The following is a 24,436-nucleotide window of genomic DNA, read 5'->3' as shown; positions in this document are numbered from 1 at the left end:
CGCTGGCCGCATACGCTGCCGAACGGCCTGGGATATGTGCGGTTGCAGCATGGCCGCGACAGCGTAGCGACAGGTCCATCCACGCCAACGGGGGTATGATCCCCTGTTCCTCTCGCCCATTCATCTGCAGAAAGCGATGTCCAACGAAGATTTCAAACAGGCTGCCCTCGATTACCACCGCATGTCGCCGCCGGGCAAGATCCGCGTCGCAGCGACCAAGCCGATGCTGACCCAGCGCGATCTGTCGTTGGCCTATTCGCCGGGCGTGGCACACGCCTGCGAAGCGATCATGGCCGACCCGCAGCAGGCCAGCGAGCTGACCGCGCGCGGCAACCTGGTCGCGGTGATCTCCAATGGCACCGCCGTACTCGGCCTGGGCAACATCGGCCCGCTGGCCGGCAAGCCGGTGATGGAAGGCAAGGGCGTGCTGTTCCAGAAGTTCGCCGGCATCGATGTGTTCGACATCGAGATCGACGAGAACGACCCGGACAAGCTGGTCGACATCATCGCCTCGCTGGAGCCCACCTTCGGCGGCATCAACCTAGAAGACATCAAGGCCCCGGAATGCTTCATCGTCGAGCGCAAGCTGCGTGAGCGGATGAACATCCCGGTGTTCCATGACGACCAGCACGGCACCGCGATCATCGTGGGCGCCGCGGTGCTCAACGCCATGGTCGTCACCGGCAAGCGCATCGAAGACGTCAAGCTGGCCACCACCGGCATGGGCGCGGCGGGCATTTCCTGCGTCAACATGCTGGTCTCGCTGGGCCTGAAGAAAGAGAACATCCTGGCCTTCGACCGCGACGGCGTGATCCACACCGGTCGCACCGATCTGGACCCGGAAAAGGCGCGTTACGCGCGCGACACCGAGAAGCGCACGCTGGCCGAGATCGTCGACGGCGCGGACATTTTCCTCGGCCTGTCGGCCCCCGGCATCCTGACGGCGGACATGGTCAAGACCATGGCCAAGGACCCGGTGATCTTTGCCCTGGCCAACCCCACCCCGGAAATCATGCCGGAAGTGGCGCGTTCGGTGCGCCCGGATGCACTGATCGGCACCGGCCGTTCGGATTATCCGAACCAGATCAACAACGTGCTCTGCTTCCCGTACCTGTTCCGCGGTGCGCTGGACGTGGGCGCGACGGCGATCAACGAAGAAATGAAGATCGCCTGCGTGCACGCGATCGCCGCGATGGCGCGCCGCGAGGCCAGCGACCTGGGCTCGGCCTATGGCGATGAAACCCCGAGTTTCGGCCGTGACTACCTGATTCCGCGTCCGTTCGACCGCCGCCTGCTGGTGGAGCTGTCGGCCGCCGTGGCGCAGGCCGCGATGGATTCGGGCGTGGCCACGCGCCCGGTGGCCGACATGGGCGCCTACCGCGAGAAGCTGGCCCAGTTCGTCTACCGCACCAGCCTGATGATGAAGCCGGTCTACGATCGCGCGCGCTCGGACAAGCAGCGCGTGGTGTATGCCGAAGGCGAAGAAGAAGTGGTGCTGCGCGCGGTGCAGAACGTAGTCGATGAAGGCCTGGCGCAGCCGATCCTGATCGGCCGCCCGGACGTGATCGAGTCGCGTATCGAACGCCTGGGCCTGCGCATGAAGGCCGGCGTCGATTTCGATATCACCAACATCAATGACGACCCGCGCTTCAACGAGTACTGGCAGTACTACCACAACCTCACCGGGCGTCGCGGCGTGACCGTGGCGGCGGCCAAGAACCTGATGCGTTCACGGCCGACGTTGATCGCCGCGGTGATGGTGGCGCGCGGCGAAGCCGATGCGATGCTGACCGGCGTGGTGGGCCGCTTCCACAAGAAGCTGGGCTACGTGCGCAGCGTGCTGCCGCTGGAATCCAAGGTGACCTCCACCTCGGCCATGACCGGCGTGATCAACCAGCAGGGCGTGTTCTTCTTCGTGGACACCCACGTGCAGGAAGACCCGACCGCCGAGCAGATCTGCGAAGCGACCCTGCAGGCGGCCTACCGCATGAAGCTGTTCGGGATCGAGCCGAAGGTGGCGCTGCTGTCGCACTCCAACTTCGGCAGCCACGATTCCAGGGATGCGCTGAAGATGCGTACCGTGCGTTCGCTGCTGCTCAAGCGCAATCCGCGCCTGAACGTGGACGGCGAAATGCAGGGCGACACCGCGTGGGACGAGGCGTTGCGCCACAAGTTGCTGCCCGACAGCACGTTGAAGGGTCGTGCCAACCTGTTCGTGCTGCCCAACCTGGAAGCGGCCAACATCGCCTACAACCTGGTGCGCGTGTTCACCGATGGCGTGGCGATCGGCCCGATCCTGATGGGCGTGGCCAAGCCGGTGCACATCCTGACCACCAGCGCGACCTCGCGCCGCGTGCTCAACATGACCGCGATCGCGGCGGTGGATGCGCAGATCCGCAAGCAGCTGGAGGCTGAAAAGAACGGCGCGTAACGCGCCGGTCTTTTGACCGCCAGCTACCAGAACGCGCCCTTCGGGGCGCGTTTTGGTTTCACGTAGATCCACGCCATGCGTGGATGCAATTCGCTCGGGATCACGCACGCCGTGATGCGGCTTTGCTGTGGCTTCAACGCCGGCCAGAACCCGGCACGCATCGATGCCGCCAGCCCGGACACATGCGCCGCGCTGCGCGCGGTATCCACGCATGGCGTGGATCTACGGGATTGTTACGTCGCTGATCGTTGTGCCGATGGTTATGTCGCCGCCAAACCGCGCCCCGGGTTTCGCGATATGTGGATGGAAACGCGTTCGCGGTGCCACGTAGATCCACGCCATGCGTGGATGCATTTCGCGGTGGAAACAGGCATGCCGCGATGCGGCTTCGGTATGGTTTCAACGCCGGCCAGAACCCGATATGCGTCAATGCCGCCAGCCCGGACACATGCGCCGCGCTGCGCGCGGCATCCACGCATGGCGTGGATCTACGGGGATTGTTACGTCGCCGGTCGTTGTGCCGATGGTTATGTCGCCGCCAAACCGCGCCCAGGTATCGCGACACGCCGATGGAAACGCGTTCGCGGTGTCCCGTAGATCCACGCCATGCGTGGATGCATTTCGCGATGACAACAGGCACGCCGCGATGCGCCTTCGGTATGGTTTGAATGTCGGCCCGAATCCGATATGCGTCAATGCCGCCAGCCCGGACACATGCGCCGCGCTGCGCGCGGCATCCACGCATGGCGTGGATCTACGCCGATTGTCACGTCGCTACCTGACGGCGTTCTTGGTGCCACGTAGATCCACGCCATGCGTGGATGCATTTCGCGATGACAACAGGCACGCCGCGATGCGGCTCCGGTATGGTTTCAACGCCGGCCAGAATCCGATATGCGTCAATGCCGCCAGCCCGGACACACGCGCCGCGCTGCGAGCGGCATCCACGCATGGCGTGGATCTACGGGATTGTTACGTCGCCGATCGATGTTTCGATGGTTATGTCGCCGCCAAACCAGACCCTGGGTTTCGCGATACGCCGATCGAAATGCCGATGGTCGTGTCGCGGATCGATACGCGGATTGTCACGTCGCGGATCGAAATGCCGATGGTCGGATCGCCGATCAATCCGCCGATGGTCTGATCGCCGCTCAATGCGCCGATGGTGATGTCACCGATCGACATGCCAACGGTCACATCACCGGTCTACATGCCGTCGGCGGCCTGTCCGATCAATACGCCGGTAGCCCACCGGTCAACAGCCTGCAATCTCGGCAAGGCCCAATACCCCCACGCGGCCCGGCCGCGGCGGAGGGCCACCGGCTCCCGCCGCCCTGGGCCCGACCAGTCCCCCCAATGGCCAGCCCGGAGCGATCCCATGCGCAGTCGATCGACCAAACGCTATTTCCAACAGTTGTTCGCGCTGTACGCCGGCCTGGTCGGCGCGCGCTGACCGAGCGTCCGCGATCCCGGTCGTGCCGGCCATACCGGCAATGGTCGGCTCCGCCAGACCCTTGATCGCCGCGCGCCCGCCCATGCCTGGTGGGCGCCCGCCGCATCAACGTGCCTGCACGTACGCCGCCCACAGCGCCGGCAACGCCAGCCCGGTGCGCTGGTCCCACAGTGCCGGCGTATACCGACCCTCGCGCAACGCCGCGTCCAGCGCCTTCACCAGCCCCGGGTTGCGCGCCTCGCTCCACTTCAGGAACGCCCCGGTCACCCGGTAGCCGGTATCGAAATGCTGCCCCGGCTTCACTACCGTCGGCAGTGCCCAGCCCGCCGCGGCATTTTCCCGCCCATAGCGGTCGCGCGCGTAGTCGGCGATGCCTTCCACCAGCCAGCCGGGCACGCGCTCGTTGGCGTATTCGGGGCAGCCCTGCACGATGTGCATCGCTTCGTGGGTGACCAGGTCCACGTCGTCGGGATGTTTGGCCAACCACCCCGGGTTGATGGTGATCGTGGCGGCCCCGTCGCCTTCGCCGACAAAGGCGACGCCGTCGTACGCCGGGTCGATCACGATGTGCGCCTGCGCCGGTGCGCGCGGATGGAAATCGGCACGTTCGCGCAGATACGCCGTGAAGAACGTCTCGATGATCCGCGCGCGCATCGTCGCATCCAGCGCATCAGCCGGGTCGCGGTAGGTCAACGTCACCCCCTCGCGTTGCTGGTTGCCCTCGAACGCCGTTGCATCGAACGCCAGCAACGCCAGCAACGCCAGCATCAGCACCGCGGTAGTACCGGCCGCTGGCCGGCTCCCCATGACCGCATCCGCTACCCGCCTGCAGAACGCCATCGCGACCATGCTCATCGCTCCCCGACCGGTGCCAGCAATTCCACCTCGGCCAGCTGCAGCCGCCCAGGCCCGGCGATGCGCAACCGGTACTCGGCGTACCGGCCCGGGGCGGTGATGCCGAACGGGCGGGTCTGCTGTGCCCAGGCGAAGTCCTCGCCCCGGCGCTGGTCCAGCGTGATCCAGCGTCCACCACTGCGGCGTGCTTCCAGCGTCCACTCGCCGCCCCGGATCGGGGCGTTGCCGCTGGTCAGCGTGTACATCGATGGCACGCCCTCGCTGACGCCGGTGAACGACACCGCGCTGGCACCCAGCGGCACCACGGTGCCGGCATCGTCATCCACCAGCGCCTGCAGCGACCGCCCATCGGCACCCTGCGCACGCGCACCGCTGCCGAGCAGGTCATGCAGCAGGGCGGGGCGCTGGCCGCGCGCGGTGAGCGAGCGGGGGGCATCGTCCGGGCCGCTGCCCCAGGTGGATGGCTTTGGCCCCATCACGAAGTCCAGGGTGGCGCCCTTGGCGATCACCTCGTGGGGCACCCAGGTTTTGGTCCACGATTTGCCGTTGATCTTCAGCGACTGCACGTAGACGTTCTCGCGCGAGTTGTTGGCCGCGTTGACCGTCAGCACCGCGCCGCCTTGCAGTACCACCCGGGCGTGGCGGAAGGCCGGCGAGCCGATCGCGTATTCCGGCGAGCCCATGCGCAACGGGTACAGGCCCAGCGAGGCCAGTACGTACCAGGCCGAGGTTTCGCCGTTGTCCTCATCGCCGGGGTAACCCTGGCCGATCTCGCTGCCCACGTACAGCCGCGCCAGGATCTCGCGCACGTGCTGCTGGGTCTTCCACGGCTGCCCGGCGTACAGGTACATCCAGGGGATGTGGTGCGCCGGCTGGTTGCTGTGCGCATACATGCCCATGCGCACGTCGCGCGCTTCGGTCATCTCGTGGATGGTGCCGCCGTAGGAGCCGGCAAACGCCGGGTCGGCGGTTTCCGGGGTGGCGAAGAATTCGTCCAGCTTGGCGGCCAACTGCGCGCGACCGCCGTACAGCCCGGCCAGGCCTTCGCCGTCGTGGGCAGCAGTGAAGGCGAAGGTCCAGCCGTTGGACTCGGTGTAGTCATGGCCCCACACACGCGGATCGTAGTCCTTGGCCGCCAGGCGCCACTGGCCGTCGGCGGTGCGGCCCTGGAAGAAACCGGCCGCCGGATCGAACAGCGTGGCGTAAGTGCCGGCGCGGTGGCTGAAGTAGTTGGCCTCGGTGGTGTAGCGCTCGCGCGCGGCGGCGCTGGTCGCGCGCTTGGCCAGCGCCTGCGCCATGTTGGCGATGCCGAAGTCGTTGAGCGCCCCTTCCATCGTCCACGACATGCCCTCGTGCACGTCCGCGCTGGCGTAGCCGCGGAAGGTGGAGCGATCCATCCCCTTGCGCCCGACATGCCGGTCCGGCGGCACCACGGTCGCGTTTTTCAGCGCGGCCGCATACGCCTCTTCCGGGTCGAAGCCGCCGATGCCCTTCAGCCACGCATCGGCGAAGGCCACATCCGAGCTGGTGCCCACCATCAGGTCGGCATAGCCCGGCGAGGACCAGCGCGCGACCCAGCCACCGGCGCGGTACTGCTCCAGGAAACCCTGCACGAGCGCGCCGGCGTCGTCCTTGGTGAACAGCGCATAGGCCGGCCAGGTGGTGCGGAAGGTGTCCCAGAAGCCGTTGTTGACGTAGACCTTGCCATCACGGATCGGCGCGAAGCTGCGGGTGGCGCTGCCATCGGTGTTGTCGTCCGCCGCGCTGGCCTGGCTGGCATAGCGCCAGTCCGGCGCAGCGGCGGTGCCGGCGTTTTCATGCCCGGCGTTGGGGTACAGGTACAGCCGGTACAGGCTGGAATACAGCGTGGTCTTCTGGTCGTCGCTGGCATCGCCGATGTCGAACGGCGCCAGGCGCGCATCCCAGGCGTCCTGGGCACGCGCGGCCACGCGCGCCAGGGTGTCATCGCTGGCCAGTTCCAGCGCCAGGTTGTGGCGCGCCTGATCGAGAGAGATCAGCGAGGTGGCGATGCGCATGCTGACCTGGCGATCGCTGCCGGCATCGAACTTGATGTAGCCGGTCGGGCGACCGGTGTCGATGGTGCCGCTGCTGCGCCAGGGCCTGTCGAAGCTGGCCACCACGTACATGCGCGTGGCGCCATTGGACAGGCCGCTGCGCGTATCGGTATAGCCGGACAGGGTCTGCGTGGCCGCCTCCAAGGTGAGCCCGCCACGCGCATCGACGTTGTCGAACAGCAGGTTGGCGTCGCCCTTGTCCGGGAAGGTGAAGTGGAACAGCGCGGCGTGGTCGGTCGGCGCGATCGCCGCGGCGATGCCGTTGTCGAAGCGCACGTCATAGCGGTAGGGACGGGCCACTTCGTTGTCGTGCGAGAAGGACAGTGCGCGCTTGGCGCGGTCGGCCTCGGGCACGCCGCGACTGCTGGAGGGCATCACCTGGAACGTCTGGCGATCGCCCATCCACGGGCTGGGCTGGTGGCTGAGCGCCAGCGCCTGCAGCTGCGGCCGGTTGCGCGCATCGTTCTGTTCGTTCCAGCGATACAGCCAGTTGAGCGCGCCGGCGTCGGTGACCGGCGTCCAGAAGTTGAACCCGTGCGGGACCGCCGTGGCCGGGAAATTGTTGCCGCGCGAGAAGGTGCCATTGGCCTGGCTGCCGCGCGTGGTCAGCACCCAGTCCGAGGGGCGCTGCGGCGCACTGCGCGGCTGTGCATCGAGGCGGACATCGTCGATCCAGCCCGCGACCGGCGCACCGGCGGCGCTGGCCACCTGCAGGTCGACGCCCACCACGCGGCGCCCACGCAGCGCCGCGACCTCGCCCAGGCGTACCGCCTTGCGCGCCCACTGCTGCGGGTACAGCGTCTTCGATTCGCCCTGCGCGGCCGCGCCCAGCGCGACCCCATGCTGGTCGCGCGCGGCGCTGGCCGAGACCCGGCTGCCGTCGTCCAGTACCAGGTCCAGCGAGACATACGTGGAGGCAACCGTATCGTTGCCGACGATCTCCGGCAGGACCAGCCAGCTCAGCGTGGTGTCGGCCTCGATCGCCACGTCGGTGTCGAACAGGCGGCGCTGCAGGGTGCCGCCCGGACTGGCGTAGTGCAGCGCGCGCAGGCCGCTGTAGCCGACCCCGGCCTTGGCCGCATACGGCGCGCGTGGGCCGTTGCCGATCGCCACCTGCAGCGACTGCTCGCCGACGGCGGGGGCCGGCTCGCCGGGCTCGAAGGAGGTCTGCAGGCCCTGGCCGAACGCGGGCAGGGCGAGCGAGGCGCAGGCCACGGCGAGGGCGAGCGGCAGCAGGGCGGGGCGGGCGGGGCGCGGAGCGGTCAGGGACATGCAGGAAACTCCCGGGAAGGGCAGGCGGCAGGCAGAGCCCGCATCGGCGACCACGGCAGACAGCATCACCCCGGCCGCCAGGCGGCGGCGGACAGGAGGGCGATGCAGGTCCGGCGGGGGACGGGCCATGCGATCGGGACAGGAATCGAACCGGACCGATGCTGCAACAGGCACGGTGACGCTGGCAAGTGCCATTTAGTTCGATCCAAACCCGGAAAATCCGTCGGATCCCGGCCCGGTTGACAGCACCTTTGGATCGATTTAAAAAGAACGGTGCTGTGGTGCGGGACCCGCGCCAGCGTTGGCAGGCCGCCTCCATTGCCAGCGGTGATGCACCGGCGCCGGATGCTAGAATCACTCCCTTCGCAATTCCTTTGTGTGTCCACGCCATGAGCCATACCGCCACTGCGCCCGCCAACGCCGAGAAGCGCTACACCGTGCATCGCGCCGACCTGCCGCTGAGCTGCCCGACTCCGGAAATGGCGCTGTGGAACTCGCACCCGCGCGTGTACCTGCCGATCGAAGACGAGCCCAACGGCGAGGCCAAGTGCCCGTACTGCGGCGCCGTGTTCGTGCTGGCCGACTGAGCCACGGTCGTCTCCGTGCGCCGACTGACCGTGGTGCAGCTGCTGCCGGCGCTGCACTCCGGCGGGGTCGAACGCTCCACCCTTGAAATCGCCTCCGCCCTGGTTGCCGCCGGCCACCGGGCCATTGTCGTGTCCGCCGGTGGGCGCCTGGTCGAGCCGTTGCTGGCCAGCGGCGCCGAGCACCTTACGCTGGACATCGGCCGCAAGTCGCTGCTGACCCTTCGCCATGTGCGCAGCCTGCGCAACCTGTTTGCCGAGGTCGGCGCGGACATCGTGCACGCGCGTTCGCGGCTGCCGGCCTGGCTGGGCCTGTACGCGGTGCGCAATCTGCCGCCGGCGCAGCGCCCGCATTGGGTCACCACCGTGCACGGGCTGAACTCGCCGGGCCGCTACAGCGCGGTGATGACCAGCGGCGAGCGCGTCATCTGCGTGTCCAACAGCGTGCGCGACTTCGTCCAGCGCCACTATCCGGGCGTGCCGGCCGAGCGCCTGCAGGTGATCCCGCGTGGCGTGGACGTGGCGCAGTTCCCGCGGGTGGCGCGCAACGACCGGCGTGCGCGCCTGGCCGTGGCCGCGCAGCACCCGCTGCTGGGCACCGATGCGCCACTGTTGCTGCTGCCCGGGCGCGGCACCCGGTTGAAGGGCCATCGGCATGCGCTGCAACTGCTCGCCGGCCTGCAGGCGGCGGGCATGCCGGCCAGGCTGTGGATGCCCGGCACCCGCGAGCCCGGGCGCGAGACCTATGTGGCCGAGCTGGAGGCGCAGGCGCGGGCGCTCGGCGTGGCCGATGCCGTGCTGATGACCGCGCCCACCTCGCGCATCGCCCAGGCCTATGCGGCCAGCGAGCTGGTGCTGCAGCTGTCGGACAAGGCCGAAGCCTTCGGCCGCACCGTGCTTGAAGCGCTGTCAGTGGGCCGCCCGGTACTGGGCTGGGACCACGGCGGCGTGGGTGAGCTGCTGGCCCAACTGCAGCCGTCCGGTGCGGTAGCCTTGCACGACGATGCGGCATTGCTGGCGCGTGCGCAGCACCTGCTGCAGCACCCGCCCAGCCTGCCGCCGCGGATCCCCTTCACCTTGCAGGCGATGCAGCGTGACACGCTCCAGCTCTACACCTCTCTCGCCGGTTGAACCGGCCCTGGCGCCCGGCTCTCCGGCCTCGCGTGCCGGCCGCTGGGCGCCGTGGTGGGTGCTCGCCTTCGTGGCGTTGTGGCCGTTGCCGGGCATCGCCGAGAGCGTCCTGGTGCTCGGTGCGCTGTATGCGGCCGTGCGCATGGTGCAGTTGCGCATGCAGGGCAAGCAGCGCCTGCTCAGCGCACCGGCGTGGGCGCTGACCAGCATCCTGTTCCTGGGCTATTGGCTGCCGCAGGCGTTTTCCGCATTCGATGCCATCGACCCTGGCACGGCGTGGCGCAAGACCGCCGCCGGCCTGCGCTACCTGCCCTTCATGTGGCTGGTAGCCATTGCGGTGGCCACCCCGCAGCGACGGAGGCTGACGCTGGGGGGCATCGCGTTGATCGCGGCGGTGTGGACGCTGGATGCGTTGGCGCAGGCAGTGTTCGGCAGCAGCCCGTTGTTCTGGTCGATGGACCAGCTCAAGTGGGTGGTGAGTGGGCATGGCCTGTGCAGTGCGCAGGAAGTGGCCGCCGCCGACCGGCTCAGCGGCGTGCTCGGTCCGTGCAATCTCAAATTCGGCCAGGTGCTGGCCAGTCTCTCACCGTTCCTGCTGTTCGCTGCGGCGCGGCGTGGCGGTGTGTGGGGCTGGGCGCTGGCGGCTGCCGCCGTGGGCGTGGTGCTGGTGCTGGCCGGCTCGCGGGCGGCGTGGCTGACCTATGCGTTGGTGGTGGTGTTCTCCGGCTGGCGCCTGTTGGGCGCGCGCGCCCTGGTGGCCTGCGTGGCGATCGGCCTGGTGGCTGCGGTCGCGGTCGGGCTGGGCTCGGCGCAGGTCCGCGAGCGCGTGGCGCGCACCGCGATGGCCTGGGAAGGCGAGGGCGACGGCGTCAACCAGGCCTTGTCCGGGCGCGCGCAGATATGGGAGGCGGCCGGCTGCATGATCGCCGGCCATCCGATCAACGGCGTGGGCGCGCGGGGTTTCCGCGATGCCTATCCCGGTTGCAACCCGGCCCCGCGGACGGAGGTGTGGGGCGAAGGCCCGGCCCTGCATGCGCACCAGATCGTGCTGGAAATCCTTGCCGAGACCGGCGTGCTCGGTCTGTTGTTGTGGCTGGCCGCCGTCGCCCAGGCCTGGCGGGCGTGGCGCTTCGCCCCGCTGCCGGCGCGCGAGCGTGCGCGCCCGGCGATGCTGGCGTTGGCGGTCACGGTGTTCCCGCTCAACACCCACCTGGCGTTCTATTCCACCTTCTGGGGCGGCCTGACCCTGCTGCTGGCCGCGTTGTATGCCGGCAGTCTGCTGGCCAGGGACGACGCGTAGCGCCACGCCGTGCGTGGGCGCGGGGTAGCCGGCATCACGGGGCAGCCACCCATGGGGTGGCTCTACGTGGCGCTGGCATGCGCACGTTGCGCCACGCTCTGGGTTGTTGCGGGGTGTCGGGTGTTACGGGGCAGCCACCCATGGGGTGGCTCTACGGCTAGCGGTAATAATCGCTGCGGCCGCCCGGCTGGCGCTTGAAGCGGCGGTGGATCCACAGGTACTGGTCCGGGGCCTCGCGCACCATGGCTTCGATGGCCTGGTTGACGCGGGCGGTATCGGCTTCCACGTTCTCGCTGGGGAAGTTCTCCAGCGGCGCACCGATCTTCAGGAAGTACTTCCCGCCTTCGCGACGGTGGAAATACGGCACCACCGCGCAGCCGGTCATCCGCGCCAGCTGGTGGGTGGCGGTGATGGTGGCGGCGGTGTGGCCGAAGAACGGCACGAACACGGTGTCCTTGCCGCGCATGTCCTGGTCCGGCGCATACCACAGGAAACCGCCCTTCTTGAGGTGGCGCACGGTGGCGCGGATGTCCTCGTTGGCGTACATCGCCTTGGCATAGCGCAGCCGGCCGAACTTCACCGCCCACTCGTACACCGGGTTGCGGTGCTTGCGGTACATGCCGGACAGGTCCACGTGGTCGCACAGCAGACGCCCGCACATCTCCAGGGTCATGAAGTGGCCCGATACCAGCAGCACGCCGCGGCCCTCGGCCTGCATGCGCTGCAGGTGTTCCAGGCCTTCGACCTGCACGTGGGGGCGGATGCTGTCGATGCTGCCCCACCAGGCGCGGGCGAACTCGAAGATGCCCACGCCCAGCGCGTCGAAGCTGTCGCGCAGCAGGCGCTGGCGCCAGGCCTCGTCCTTTTCCGGGAAACACAGTCGCAGGTTGACCTCGGCCGCGCGCCGGCGGCTGCCGGCCAGTCGGTAGGCCACGGTGCCCACGCCGCGGCCCAGTGCGCGCTGCAGCAGCCAGGGCAGGCGGGCGATGCCGAAGGCGGCGAACATGACGGCGAACATCGGCCAGTTGCGCGGGTTGCGCAGGGACGGGCGGGTGGCGGTGGAAGCGTTATCTGACATGGATCGGATTCTAATGGATGCATCCCGGCAGGCCCATCACGGCAGTGCGGGATGCCTTCCCCGCGCCGCTCCCGTATCCTCTGCGCATGCGCAAAAGCCCTGTCGAATGGATCCTGCGCGGCCTGTACTCGGCCGTGCTGTACCTGTTGCTGCCGATCACCGTGTACCACCTGGTCTGGCGCGGGTTCCGGGTGCGCGAGTACTTCCGGCGCTGGGACGAGCGCTACGCCTCCTATCCGCATTCCAGTGGCCAGCCGCGGGTATGGCTGCACGCGGTGTCGGTGGGCGAGGTCAACGCGGCGGCGCCGTTGGTGAATGCGCTGCGCACGCTGCGCCCGGACATCCGCTGGGTCATCACCACGATCACCCCGACCGGTTCGGAGCGCGTACGCGCGCTGTGGGGCGATGCGCTGGACCACGTCTACCTGCCGTATGACGTGCCCGGCAGCGTGGGCCGCTTCCTCGGCCACTTCAAGCCGAGCCTGGCGCTGATCCTGGAGACCGAGCTGTGGCCCAACCTGCTGTTTGGCTGCCGTGACCGCAACATCCCCGTCTACATCCTCAACGCCCGCCTTTCGGCGCGCTCGCTGCGCGGCTACCGGCTGCTGAGCGCCCTGATCGGGCGCGCGCTGCGCACGGTCACCTGCGTGGCCGCGCAGTCGCAGGATGATGCCGAGCGCTTCATCCACCTGGGCGCGCTGCCCGAGCAGGTGCAGGCGCTGGGCAACCTCAAGTTCGACATCGCCGCGCCCAACGTGCAGTCCTTCGTGGCCCAGTTCCATGCCCTGGTGCCCTCGGATCGCCCGGTCTGGATCGCCGCCAGCACCCACGAAGGCGAAGAGCAGGCCACCCTCGACCTGCACCGTCGGTTGCGCGAGGCGCTGCCCGGTCTGTTGCTGCTGTGGGCGCCGCGCCACCCCGAGCGTTTCCCGCGGGTGGAAGCGCTGGCCCGCGAACAGGGCTGGAAGGTCGCCACGCGTCGCCAGCAGCAGTGGCCGCAGGCCGACACCGACGTGTTCGTGATCGATACGTTGGGCGAGCTGATGTCCTTCTACGGCTGCGCGCAGGTCGCGTTCGTCGGTGGCAGCCTGCAGCCGATCGGCGGGCACAATCTGCTGGAGCCGGCCGCGATGGGGACGGCCGCCGTGACCGGCCCGCACCTGCACAACTTCGCCGAGATCTCCCGGCGCATGCGCGAAGCGGGCGCGGTGGTGATCGCCGAGGACGCGCAGGGCGTCGGCGATGCCCTGCTGACCCTGCTGCGTGACCCGCAGGCGCGCGAAGACATGGCCCGCGCCGGATGCATGCTGGTCAGCAACGGACGCGGCGCGCTGGAGCGCACCGTCGCGCTGATCGCCCCGCACCTGCCGCCCCCGGTGGAGTGAACGGCCGGCGGCGGCCCCTTACGCCGCCAGCAGCAGGTCGCCAAGGAACAGGTAGGCGAAGCCGAAGTAGATGAACACCCCGAGCAGGTCCATCACCGAGGTGATCATCGGCGAGGACAGCGTGGCCGGGTCGGCGCCGATGCGGCGCGCGGCGAACGGCAGCAGCGCGCCGATGACGCCGCCGAGGGCGGTGCACACCAGCATGCTCGAGCCGACCACCAGCAGCACGTCCATGCCCACGCCCTTGCTGAACCAGGCCAGGATCGCTTCGAGCACGGCGATGCTGATGCCCAGCGCCGCGGCGACCGGCAGTTCGCGCCGGATCACGAACCACACGTCGCGCCAGCCCGGCTTCACCTCGCCCAGCGCCATGCTGCGGATCACCAGCGTGGCCGACTGGCTGCCGGTGTTGCCGCCCATGTCCACGATCGGCGCGATGAAGGCGGCCAGCACGATCACCTGCGACAGCAGTTCTTCCTGCGCGGCGACGAAGGTACTGGTGAGGATGCCGAAACCGGTGAGGATCGCCAGCCAGAACACGCGCACGCGGAACATCTGCTTCAGCGGCGTGGTGCGCACGTCCAGGTCGTTGCCGTGGGCACTCACCGTGCCACCGAAACGGGCCAGCTGCGTGGCGTCCTGTGCTTTCTCGATGTCCATCGCGTCATCGACGGTGACGATGCCGAGCATGCGCCCGGATGCGTGGGTCACCGGCAGCGCGAGCAGGTCGTAGCGGCGGATCAGCTCGGCCGCCTGCAGATCCGGCAGTCCTGCGTCGGCGCGGACCGGATCGGCATGCATGATCGCCCGGACCGGGGTGGCCGCATCGGCCAGCACCAGGTCGCGCAGTGACACCGTGCCGCGCAGTGCATTGTCAGGGTCCAGCACGAAGACGATGTTGACCGTTTCCTTGTCCAGCGCGGTGGCGCGCAGGTGCGCCATCGCGTCGGCTACCTGCATCTCCGGCCGCACCCATGCGTAATCGGAGGTGGCCACCGCGCCCGCGGTGCCTTCCGGATACGCCGCCATCGCCAGGATGTCATCGCGCTCCATCTTGGCCAGCGCCGGCAGCAGCGACCGCCGGGCACGCTCGCCGAGACGGTTGTACAGGTCGGCACGGTCGTCGGACGGCATGTGCTCGAACACCTGTACTTTCGCCGCGGGCAGCATCGCCGCCAACAGATGGTCCTGCCGGGCGGGCGGGAAGTGCGCGAACAGGTCCGCGCGTACGGGTGGGGGCAGCAGCATCAACACGTCCAGGCAGGTATCGGTATCGAGTGCGTCGAGGGCGTCGACCAGGTCCGAGGCATGGGTGCCGGCGGCGATGCGGGCGAATGCGGCGGCATCGTGGGAAAGGGACAGGGTACGGATGGAGGACAGGAGGTCGTTGCGGTTCATGGGGGGCTCCAGGTGCAACAAGGGTATTGGATGGCCCGCGCGGCGCGTGCGCGTTCACCGTGCGCGAGCGGCGACGCGATGCAGGCGGAAAACGCGGTGGCGAAGCTGCGGGACGATGACGTCGGTGCGACCGCTCAGGGCGGCGCGGCAAGGTTGAAACCGAGCGTGATCCAGCGGCTGTCGCGTTGCCGGTGCAGGTGGCCGGCGAGCAGGTCCACGCTGGCACCGGGCCACAGCACGCGGCGCAGGCCGAGCTGGCTGCCGCGCTCGCGGGCGGCATCCTGTGCGGTCTCGGCCAGCAGCGACCAGCGGCGTGTCATGCCGATCTCCACGCCGATGCCATCGGTGCGACCGTGCACGGCGCCTTGCTTCGCCCAGCCCAGGTTGAGGTGCAGTTGCACGCGCTCCTGCGCGCCGGGTGCGATCGTCAGCGGCAGGTTGAGGGCCCAGTCATCGGCACGCGGGCGGTACGTATTGCCACCGATGCCGGCGCTGAGGGCCAGTCCCCACTGCCGTGGTGCACGCGCGACCAGGACGTGCTTGGCACCCAGTGCCCAGTGGCGAGCGGCCTCGCCGGGCGCGCGCGTCAGGCCCAGTGACCACTCGGTGTCGGCCAGGGTGCAGGCCGGTACGGCGGTCCATTCCTGGCCGGCATCGGTGTGGCGCACCCAGCTTTCCAGTTGGCACTGTTGGGCGTCGGTGATGCCGGCATCGTCGACCAGCAGGCTGGCGGCGGCGTGGGTGGTGAAGGGAAGCATCGGTGCGCTCAGCAGCAGCGGCAGTGCTCGGTAGACATGCATGGGCCATCTCCAGGCGATCGGAAACGCCAGCGGCACCCTCGTCGGGGTCTGTCGGGAAAGCGGTACGGGTGATGCGAGGCAGGCGCGTGGGCTGCGCCGGAAGGCCCCGTCCTGTGTGCGGACGGAACCGACCTTGGGGTCAGCGGGTCCGTCGGCTCAGGTGCCGCGACACGATCGACTGTGACTGTCCAAGGAGGGGTCTCTGGGGGCGGGAAGGGGAGTGCGGGGCGGAAGTTAGAGCGTGTGGCCGGGGCGGTCAAGCGCTTTTCGGCGGTCTATACCAAGGTATTCAAGGCCTATGCCGATGCTCGCCCGAAGACGGTGCGGATCGGTGTTTCGGGGGCGGCATGCCCTGTTGTCGGCGAATGCGAGGAATGTCGTGAGTGGCCGGCACGGCGCTTGTGGCGGCGGGTCATGGGGAGCTGCGTCGCGATGCCGGGGCCGCGTGCAGCCACCCATGGGGTGGCTCTACGAGGGGGGCGATGACACCTGCGGTCGGATTGGGCGACGACGTTGCGTCGTGCCGTGCGTGGCTGCGGGGTGATGCCGGGGCTGCGTGCAGCCACCCATGGGGTGGCTCTACGAGGGGTGTGCCAGAAAAGAAAAAGCCACCCGCCTGCGGGTGGCTTTTTCGTGTGCGGCAGGGCCGGACTCAGTTCACCTGGGTGCTCGGCGTTGCCGCGGCCTGGGTCAGCAGGCGATTGATGTCCTGCAGTTCGGCGATGTCCAGCGTGCCGACGGCCTGGCCCAGCTGCAGGCGGTTCTGCAGGAAGGTGTAGCGTGCGTTGGCGTAGTCCAGCTGCGCCGAGAACAGGATGCGCTGGTTCTGGATCACGTCCAGCACGGTGCGCGTACCCACTTCCAGGCCGACCTGCGAGGCGTCGTAGGCGCTCTGCGCCGAAACCACGGCCAGGCGGCGCGCTTCCACTTCGCTGATGCCGGCGACCAGGGTCTGGTAGGCATTGCGGGTGTTGCGGTCCAGGGCACGCTTCTGCTGCTCGTAGCCGTCCTGGGCGATGTCACGCTGGGCCAGTGCCTGGCGCACGCCGGACTGGGTGGCGCCGCCAGAGAAGATCGGCACGCTCAGGGTGAGGCCGACGCTGTTGCTGCGACGGTCCGGGCTGAAGCTGTCGCCGCTGCCGACCACGTCGCCCCAGCTGGCCGACTTGCCGGCCGTGGCGCCCAGCGACAGGGTCGGGTAGTGACCGCCACGGGCGGCGGCGACGCCGGACTCGGCTGCGGTGACCTTCAGCTGCTGCGCTTTCAGCGCCGGGTTCTGCGCCACTGCTTCGCCCACCAGCTGGTCGATCTGCGCGTACTTGGCCGGCAGCTCCGGGCGGAAGTCGGCCGGCAGGGCACGCAGGTCGGCGACCGGCTGGCCGGTCAACTCGGTCAGGGCCTGGTAGCTGTCGGCGAGGGTGTTCTGCGCGACGATGGTGTTGGCGCGGGCCTGGTCGTACTGGGCGCGCGCTTCATGCACGTCGGTGATCGGCGCCAGGCCCACTTCCAGGCGCTTGTCGGCGAAGTCGAACTGCTTCTTGGCCGCCGCTTCGTTGGTCTGTGCGGCGGTCAGCGATTCGATCGCCACCAGCACGTTGAAGTACGCCGCCGAGGTGCGCACGATCAGGTCGTCGTTGGCCGAATCCAGGGTGAAGTCGGCCGCCTTGCTCAGGTCGCGCTGCGAACGCAGGTTGGCGAACTGGGTGAAGTTGAACAGCGTCTGGCTGCCGTTGACCGTGTAGTTGCGGCTCTTGGTGGTGAACGAGCTGGACGTCAGGTCGTGGTTCGGGTTGGTGCGGGTGCGGTTGAGCGAGGCCTCGCCGTTGAGCTGCGGCAGCAGCGCGGCACGCGCCTGCACGGCGCCTTCCTTGTCGTACAGGCGGGTCGATTCGGCGGCGGACAGCTGCGGATCGCCATTGCGCGCCATTTCGTAGACCTGCAGCAGGTCGGCGGCGGAGGCGGTCATCGGCAGCAGGGCGGCGGCCAGCGCAATAGCGAGGGATCGGCGGATCATTGCGGCTTCCTTGGACTCAGAGTTGGAACTGGGGCGCCGGAGCGGCACCGCGCAGGTAATCGATATCGGTTTCGAACAGCGACTCGGTGCTGCCATCGGCCTTGACCAGCACCGCTTCCATGACCGGCGAGCGGCCGCGGATCACGAACAGGCGGCCACCCGGACGCAGCCACTGGGTGAAACGTGACGGGATGGTGTCCACCGCGGCGGTCACGCAGATCGCGTCGAAGCGACGGTCGGTGTCCCAGCTCAAGGCGTCGGCGGTTTCGATCCGCACGTTGTTGCCCAGGCCGGCGGCATCCAGGCGCGCGCGCGCGCTGGCAGCCAGTTCCGGCTGGATTTCCAGGCTCAGCACTTCGCGGGCCAGCTCGCCCATGCAGGCGCTCAGGAAGCCGCTGCCGGTACCGATCTCCAGCACTTCATCCCCCGGCTGCAGGTCGAGCGCCTGCAGGGTCCGGCCTTCGATGACCGGCTTCATCATCTTCTGCGCGAAGCCCAGCGGCAGTTCGATGTCGGCGTAAGCGAGGGCCTTGTGCGATTCAGCGACGAACGCTTCGCGCGGCAGGCGTGCCAGTACGTCGAGCACGCGGATCTCCAGCACGTCCCAGGGACGGATCTGTTGTTCGACCATCAGTTCGCGGGCGTGGGAGTAATCGATCGTCATGAGGTTTCTAGTTCCAGCGCAGTGGGCCGGCCATTTTACCGGTGCCGGGAGCCGGCGGCGCGCTGAGAGCATCGCTGCCGTCGCGCCGGGGTCGCAGTGCCGGAAGTCACCGCGACCTCCGGTCCATTCATGTTGATGTCACGCCGGTGGGCGTGGCGCGTACGCCCTCAGGAAGAAGTCGACGCTGGCGCCCACCTGGGCGTTGGCATCGCACTCGGCCGGGGTCGGTCGCAGCCCGCACATCATATGCGTATGCAGCTCGCCTTTGAGCAGCGTCATCAGTTGCAGCGCCGCCGTCTGGCAGTCCTCGATCTCAAGCTCGCCACGGGCCACGCGGGCCTGCAGGAAGTCGGCCAGGGCGTCCGTGGTGCGTTGCGGGCCGGCCACCCAGAACATCTCGCGCAGCCGGTCGTCGGTTTCCGGGGCCATCATCACCCGCTGCACGGCCACCGCTTCGGCCGAGGTGATCATGCTGAAGAAGGCATGGCCGATGCCCATCAACTGGTCGCGCAACGGGCCTTCGGCGTCGGGCACGAACAGCGCGTCGGGCAGCATGGCGACGCAGGTGGATTTGACAGCTTCGGTGAAAAGGGTCTCTTTGTCGCCGAAATGACTGTAAACCGTCAGCTTGGAGACGCCCGCCTGTGCGGCGATGCTGTCCATGCTGACGCCGTTGTAGCCCTGCTCGACGAACAGTGACTTGGCCGCGTCCAGGATCGCGGCGCGCTTGCCCAGGTCCTTGGGTCGGCCGGGCCCGGACGCCTTGGCAGGCGGCTTGGCGGGGGCGACGGGAGAGGTCGGATCAGTCATCCAAACAATACTAGACCAATCGGTTCGATATTTATACTATACCGGCTGGTTCACTATTGGCCGTGCTGCAACAGTATGTGTTGCCAGCGCGTTCTTCCGGATTTCCTTTCAGGTCCTGTACCTCATGAAAAACATGCGATGGGTGGGCGGCGCTGCGCTGCTGGTGATGTTGGCGGCGTGTGGCAGGCAGGATGCCGAACCGGCGGCGGCGATCCCGGTGCTGGTGGTGCATCCGGGCACCGTGGCCGGCCAGGAAGCGGCCGCCTATCCCGGTGAGATCCATGCCCGCCAGGAAAGCCCGCTGTCGTTCCGGGTCGGTGGCAACCTGGTCAAGCGCCATGTCGATGCCGGCCAGCGCGTGACCCGCGGCCAGCTGCTGGCCGAACTGGACGCGGCCGACTACGCCTCGCAGGCCGCTGCCTCGCAGGCCCAGCTGGCCGCGGCCGAAGCGGACCTGGTGCGCGCCCGCGACGACCAGAAGCGCTACGCCACGCTGGCCGAGGACCAGCTGGTGAGCCGCTCCGCGCTGGACCAGCAGACCGCCGCGTTCAAGGCCGCGCAGGGCCAGGCCAACGCCGCCCGCGCCAACCTGGCCGTGGCCCGCAACCAGGCCGAGTATGCGCAGCTGCGCGCGCCGGCCGATGGCGTGATCGCCAGCCGCCAGGCCGAAGCCGGGCAGGTGGTCAGTGCCGGGCAGACCGTGTTCACCCTGGCTGCCGATGGCGGCCGCGAGGTGCTGATCGCGCTGCCGGAAAGCAGCATCCGCGACTACCAGGTGGGCCAGCCGGTCCAGGTGGAACTGTGGAACCGTCCGGGCCAGCTGCTGCCCGGCACGATCCGCGAGATCGCCCCGGCCGCCGACGCGCAGGCGCGCACCTATGCCACCCGCGTGAGCCTGGCGCCGGAGGCGCAGGGCGAAGTGGAGCTGGGCCAGAGTGCGCGCGTGTTCGCCACGGCCGGCCGTAGCGGCACCCGACAGCTGCCGCTGGCGGCCGTGCTGCGCGGCGCCGATGGCAAGGCCAGCGTGTGGGTGGTGAACCCGGCCAACGGTGCGATCAAGGCGACCCCGGTGACCGTGGGGGCCTATGGTGCCGAGACGGTGCCGGTGCTGTCCGGGGTGAGCGCCGGCGACTGGGTGGTCGCCGCGGGCGGGCACCTGCTGCGCGAGGGCCAGGTGGTGACCCCGGTCGACCGCCAGAACCGCCCGGTGCTGGCACCGGCAGCCGCCCCCGCTGCCGCCGGCAAGGGGCACTGAGCCCGTGCGCCGCTTCAATCTCTCCGAATGGGCGTTGGGCAATCGCCCGCTGGTGCTGTTCGCGATGCTGGCCTTCGCGATCATCGGCGCGTGGTCCTACAAGCACCTGGGCCAGTCCGAGGATCCGCCGTTCACCTTCAAGGCGATGGTGGTCCGCACGATGTGGCCCGGTGCCACCGCCGAGCAGGTCTCGCGCCAGGTCACCGAGCCGATCGAAAAAGCGCTGATGAACACCGGCGAGTACGAGTTCATCCGCTCCTACTCGCGCCCGGGCGAATCGCAGGTGATCTTCATGGCGCGCGACAGCCTGCGCTCCAAGCAGATCCCGGACCTCTGGTACCAGGTACGCAAGCGCGTTGGCGACATCCGCGCCACGCTGCCGCGTGAGATCGTCGGGCCGTTCTACAACGATGAGTTCGGCGACACCTTCGGCAACATCTACGCGTTGACCGGCAAGGGCTTCGATTACGCGGTGATGCGCGACTACGCCGACCGCATCCAGCTGGAGCTGCAGCGCGTGCCGGACGTGGGCAAGATCGATCTGGTCGGCCTGCAGGACGAGAAGGTCTGGATCGAGCTGTCCAACACCAAGCTGGCCACCCTGGGCGTGTCGCTGCAGCAGGTGCAGCAGGCGCTGGCCGACCAGAACGCGGTCGCCGGCACCAGCTTCTTCGAAACCCCCACCGACCGCGTGCAGCTGCGCGTGACCGGCCAGTTCGATTCGATCGAGGACATCCGCATGTTCCCGATCCAGGCCGGCGAACGCACCCTGCACCTGGGTGACATCGCCGAGGTCAAGCGCGGCTTCGCCGACCCGGCCTCGCCGAAGATGCGCTTTATGGGCGAAGACGCCATCGGCCTGGCCGTGGCGATGAAGGACGGCGGCGACATCCTCAAGCTCGGTGCCACCCTGGATGCCGAGTTCGAGCGCCTGCAGAAGACCCTGCCGGCGGGCATGCAGCTGCGCAAGGTGTCCGACCAGCCGCACGCGGTGGAAGAGTCGGTGGGCGAGTTCGTGCAGGTGCTGACCGAAGCGGTGGTGATCGTGCTGCTGGTCAGCTTCTTCTCGCTGGGCCTGCGCACCGGCCTGGTGGTGGGCGTGACCATTCCGCTGGTGCTGGCGATGACCTTCTTCGTCATGCATTACTTCGGCATCGGCCTGCACAAGATTTCGCTGGGCGCGCTGGTGTTGGCGCTGGGCCTGCTGGTGGACGATGCGATCATCGCGGTGGAGATGATGGCCACCAAGATGGAGCAGGGCTACGACCGCCTGCGCGCGGCCAGTTTTGCCTGGGAATCCACCGCCTTCCCGATGCTGACCGGTACGCTGATCACCGCGGCCGGCTTCCTGCCGATCGCCACCGCCGCGTCCAGCACCGGCGAGTACACCCGCTCGCTGTTCCAGGTGGTGACCATCGCGCTGGTGGTGTCGTGGATTGCCGCGGTGCTGTTCATTCCGTACCTGGGCGACAAGATGCTGCCGGACCTGTTCAATCCGCAGCTGCCCAAGCCGACCAGCCTGGCCGGGCGCTGGCGTGCCAGGCGCCTGCAGTGGGCCGACCGCCATCCCGCGTTCGCGCGCTGGATCGCGCCGAAGCAACATGCGCACGACCACGACCCCTACCAGCGACCGTTCTACACGCGTTTCCGCGGCTTCCTGGATACCTGCCTGCGCCATCGCTGGTGGGTGATCGGCGCCACGATTGCGTTGTTCATCTTCTCGCTGGCGATCTTCCGCTTCGTGCCGCAGCAGTTCTTCCCCGATTCGACCCGGCCCGAACTGATGGTGGACATCGAACTGGCCGAAGGCGCGTCGCTGGCCGCCACCCAGGCCCAGGCCAGCAAGCTGGAGAAGCTGCTGCAGGGTCGCGAGGGCATCAGCAACTACGTGGCCTACGTGGGCACCGGTTCGCCGCGTTTCTACCTGCCGCTGGACCAGCAGCTGCCGGCCACCAACTTCTCGCAGTTCGTGGTGCTCATCGCCGATGCCAAGGCGCGTGAAGCCACGCGCGACTGGCTGATCAAGGACGTGATCAAGCAGTTCCCGGACGTGCAGATGCGCGTGACCCGTCTCGAGAATGGGCCGCCGGTGGGCTATCCGGTGCAGATGCGTGTGTCCGGCGAGCACATCGCGCAGGTGCAGGCGATCGCGCGCCAGGTCGAGGCCAAGGTGCGCGAGAACCCGCACGTGATCAACGTCAACCTGGACTGGAGCGAGCCGAGCAAGGTGGTACGGCTGGTGATCGACCAGGACCGCGCGCGTGCGCTGGGCGTGAGCAGTGCGCAGGTCAGCCAGTTCCTGACCAGCTCGCTGGCGGGCATGAGCGTGAGTACGTACCGCGAAGGCAATCGCCAGATCGAGATGCTGCTGCGCGGCCCGGACAACGAGCGCGCCCAGCTGGGCATGCTCGGCAGCCTGGCCATCCCCACCGCCAGCGGTACGTCGGTGACGCTGTCGCAGGTGGCGCGGCTGGAATACGCCTTCGAAGACGGCATCATCTGGCACCGCAACCGCCTGCCCACGGTGACCGTGCGCGCCGATATCGGCGATGGCATGCAGCCGCTGGACGTGGTGCAGCAGATCCTGCCCACCCTGGAGAGCATCCGCGCGCAGCTGCCCTCGGGCTATCTGCTGGAAACCGGCGGCACCGTGGAGGATTCGGCACGTGGGCAGAACTCGATCAAGGCCGGCATGCCGCTGTTCCTGATCGTGGTGGCCACGCTGCTGATGCTGCAACTGCGCAGCTTCTCGCGTGCGGCGATGGTGCTGGTCACCGCGCCGCTGGGCATCATCGGCGCCACGCTGTTCCTGCTGCTGTTCCGCGCGCCGTTCGGCTTCGTGGCGCTGCTGGGCACCATCGCGCTGGCCGGCATGATCATGCGCAACTCGGTGATCCTGATCGACCAGATCCAGCAGGACATCGACGCCGGGCACGACCGATGGCACGCCATCATCGACGCCACCGTGCGCCGCTTCCGCCCGATCGTGCTGACCGCGCTGGCCGCGGTGCTGGCGATGATCCCGCTGTCGCGCAGTGCCTTCTACGGCTCGATGGCGATCTCGATCATGGGCGGGTTGATCGTCGGTACCGTGCTGACCCTGGTGTTCCTGCCGGCGCTGTACGCGGCGTGGTTCCGGGTGAAGCCGGATGAAGGGAAGACCGGCGAGGGGTGATCAATGGCGGGAGAGCCCACCGTTGGTCGGCTCTCCCGACGCATCCCGTAGAGCCGACCGTTGGTCGGCTGCCCGATACATCCCGTAGAGCCGACCGTTGGTCGGCTGCGCCCGATGCATCTCGTAGAGCCGACCGTTGGTCGGCTGCACCGATGCATCTCGTAGAGCCGACCGCTGGTCGGCTGCGCTCAATCCCGGCGCGGAGAGCAGCCGACCAACGGTCGGCTCTACAGGCGAGGCCGCTTTTCAGCCGCGCAGGCGTGCCAGCACCGCGTCGGTGGCCTGCGTGGTGCTTGCCGCCAGCTCTGAAGTAGAGCCGACCGTTGGTCGGCTGCCCGATACATCCCGTAGAGCCGACGGTTGGTCGGCTGCCCCGATACATCACGTAGAGCCGACCGTTGGTCGGCTGCCCTCAATCCCGGCGCGGAGAGCAGCCGACCAACGGTCGGCTCTACGGGCGTGGCTGCTTTCAGCCGCGCAGGCGTGCCAGGACCGCGTCGGTGGCCTGCGTGGTGCTTGCCGCCAGGTCTGAAGTAGAGCCGACCGTTGGTCGACTGCGCCCGATACATCCCGTAGAGCCGACCGTTGGTCGGCTGCGCCGATGCATCTAGTAGAGCCGACCGTTGGTCGGCTGCCCTCAATCCCGGCGCGGAGGGCAGCCGACCAACGGTCGGCTCTACGGGCGTGGCTGCTTTCAGCCGCGCAGGCGTGCCAGCACCGCGTCGGTGGCCTGCGTGGTGCTTGCCGCCAGGTCTG

The 24,436-nt window shown here is 68.5% G+C and carries 16 protein-coding genes; 7 read left to right on the top strand and 9 right to left on the bottom strand.

Translation table 11 applies throughout. From position 1 onward, the window contains the following. Window positions 1–136: 136 nt before the first annotated feature. Window positions 137–2,431: an NADP-dependent malic enzyme gene (locus AC1DGC_RS04960; RefSeq protein ID WP_449335797.1), complete on the top strand. Its 2,295-nt coding sequence runs from the start codon at window positions 137–139 to the stop codon at window positions 2,429–2,431. Window positions 2,432–3,430: 999 nt separating this feature from the next. Here the strand turns inward: AC1DGC_RS04960 and AC1DGC_RS04955 are convergent. From AC1DGC_RS04955 to AC1DGC_RS04945, 3 genes are all read right to left on the bottom strand, one after another. After that, entirely contained in the window at window positions 3,431–3,616 is a 186-nt protein-coding gene (locus AC1DGC_RS04955) for a hypothetical protein (protein WP_478047332.1), read from the bottom strand. Window positions 3,617–3,989: 373 nt separating this feature from the next. Continuing rightward, the gene (locus AC1DGC_RS04950; protein ID WP_478047331.1) at window positions 3,990–4,691 is read right to left on the bottom strand and encodes a basic secretory protein-like protein; all 702 of its coding nucleotides are present in this window, start codon (window positions 4,689–4,691) and stop codon (window positions 3,990–3,992) included. Window positions 4,692–4,735: 44 nt separating this feature from the next. Beyond that, a complete protein-coding gene (locus tag AC1DGC_RS04945) occupies window positions 4,736–8,086 on the bottom strand; it encodes a GH92 family glycosyl hydrolase (RefSeq protein ID WP_478047330.1) in 3,351 nt (1,116 codons plus the stop codon). A gap of 389 nt (window positions 8,087–8,475) precedes the next feature. Here AC1DGC_RS04945 and AC1DGC_RS04940 point away from each other — a divergent pair, with 389 nt between their 5' ends. Genes AC1DGC_RS04940 through AC1DGC_RS04930 form a run of 3 tightly spaced genes read left to right on the top strand, consistent with a single transcriptional unit; the run spans window position 8,476 to window position 11,101 of the window. Continuing rightward, complete coding sequence (locus AC1DGC_RS04940; protein WP_128097818.1) at window positions 8,476–8,673, top strand: zinc-finger domain-containing protein; 198 nt, start codon at window positions 8,476–8,478, stop codon at window positions 8,671–8,673. 15 nt (window positions 8,674–8,688) lie between these two features. Then, window positions 8,689–9,801 (top strand): glycosyltransferase, encoded by a 1,113-nt coding sequence (locus AC1DGC_RS04935; protein ID WP_478047329.1) that lies wholly within the window; start codon window positions 8,689–8,691, stop codon window positions 9,799–9,801. Then, on the top strand, window positions 9,764–11,101 hold the full coding sequence (locus AC1DGC_RS04930; RefSeq protein WP_394164081.1) for an O-antigen ligase family protein: 1,338 nt from the start codon (window positions 9,764–9,766) through the stop codon (window positions 11,099–11,101). The genes AC1DGC_RS04935 and AC1DGC_RS04930 overlap by 38 nt, the downstream gene beginning before the upstream one ends. Before the next feature lie 157 nt (window positions 11,102–11,258). Here AC1DGC_RS04930 and AC1DGC_RS04925 read toward each other — a convergent pair whose 3' ends face one another. Continuing rightward, the gene (locus AC1DGC_RS04925; protein WP_259207597.1) at window positions 11,259–12,179 is read right to left on the bottom strand and encodes an LpxL/LpxP family Kdo(2)-lipid IV(A) lauroyl/palmitoleoyl acyltransferase; all 921 of its coding nucleotides are present in this window, start codon (window positions 12,177–12,179) and stop codon (window positions 11,259–11,261) included. A gap of 86 nt (window positions 12,180–12,265) precedes the next feature. Between AC1DGC_RS04925 and waaA the strand changes: the two genes are divergently transcribed. Then, entirely contained in the window at window positions 12,266–13,564 is a 1,299-nt protein-coding gene (waaA, locus tag AC1DGC_RS04920; RefSeq protein ID WP_259207596.1) for a lipid IV(A) 3-deoxy-D-manno-octulosonic acid transferase, read from the top strand. Between the two features lie 18 nt (window positions 13,565–13,582). On the opposite strand, the gene mgtE is transcribed toward waaA, so the two are convergent. From mgtE to AC1DGC_RS04895, 5 genes are all read right to left on the bottom strand, one after another. Further along, window positions 13,583–14,962, bottom strand: a complete 1,380-nt coding sequence (mgtE, locus tag AC1DGC_RS04915) for a magnesium transporter (protein WP_478047328.1) — start codon at window positions 14,960–14,962, stop codon at window positions 13,583–13,585. A gap of 134 nt (window positions 14,963–15,096) precedes the next feature. Beyond that, window positions 15,097–15,762 carry a hypothetical protein gene (locus tag AC1DGC_RS04910; RefSeq protein ID WP_449336468.1) on the bottom strand — a complete coding sequence of 222 codons (666 nt, stop codon included), beginning with the start codon at window positions 15,760–15,762 and terminating at the stop codon, window positions 15,097–15,099. A 652-nt stretch (window positions 15,763–16,414) separates the two neighbouring features. Beyond that, entirely contained in the window at window positions 16,415–17,776 is a 1,362-nt protein-coding gene (locus AC1DGC_RS04905; protein WP_259207593.1) for a TolC family outer membrane protein, read from the bottom strand. Between the two features lie 16 nt (window positions 17,777–17,792). Then, window positions 17,793–18,440 (bottom strand): protein-L-isoaspartate O-methyltransferase family protein, encoded by a 648-nt coding sequence (locus AC1DGC_RS04900; protein WP_259207592.1) that lies wholly within the window; start codon window positions 18,438–18,440, stop codon window positions 17,793–17,795. Between the two features lie 138 nt (window positions 18,441–18,578). After that, the gene (locus AC1DGC_RS04895) at window positions 18,579–19,250 is read right to left on the bottom strand and encodes a TetR/AcrR family transcriptional regulator (protein WP_259207591.1); all 672 of its coding nucleotides are present in this window, start codon (window positions 19,248–19,250) and stop codon (window positions 18,579–18,581) included. A 124-nt stretch (window positions 19,251–19,374) separates the two neighbouring features. On the opposite strand from AC1DGC_RS04895, the gene AC1DGC_RS04890 reads away from it, so the two are divergent. Next, on the top strand, window positions 19,375–20,505 hold the full coding sequence (locus AC1DGC_RS04890) for an efflux RND transporter periplasmic adaptor subunit (RefSeq protein ID WP_394164078.1): 1,131 nt from the start codon (window positions 19,375–19,377) through the stop codon (window positions 20,503–20,505). A 4-nt stretch (window positions 20,506–20,509) separates the two neighbouring features. Next, window positions 20,510–23,680: an efflux RND transporter permease subunit gene (locus AC1DGC_RS04885; protein ID WP_478047327.1), complete on the top strand. Its 3,171-nt coding sequence runs from the start codon at window positions 20,510–20,512 to the stop codon at window positions 23,678–23,680. The last annotated feature ends 756 nt before the right edge of the window (window positions 23,681–24,436 follow it).

The organism is Stenotrophomonas sp. 05N37 (genome assembly GCF_056397365.1).
The sequence above is the reverse complement of the archived record's forward strand: the minus strand, read 5'-3'. Positions and strand labels throughout refer to the sequence as shown.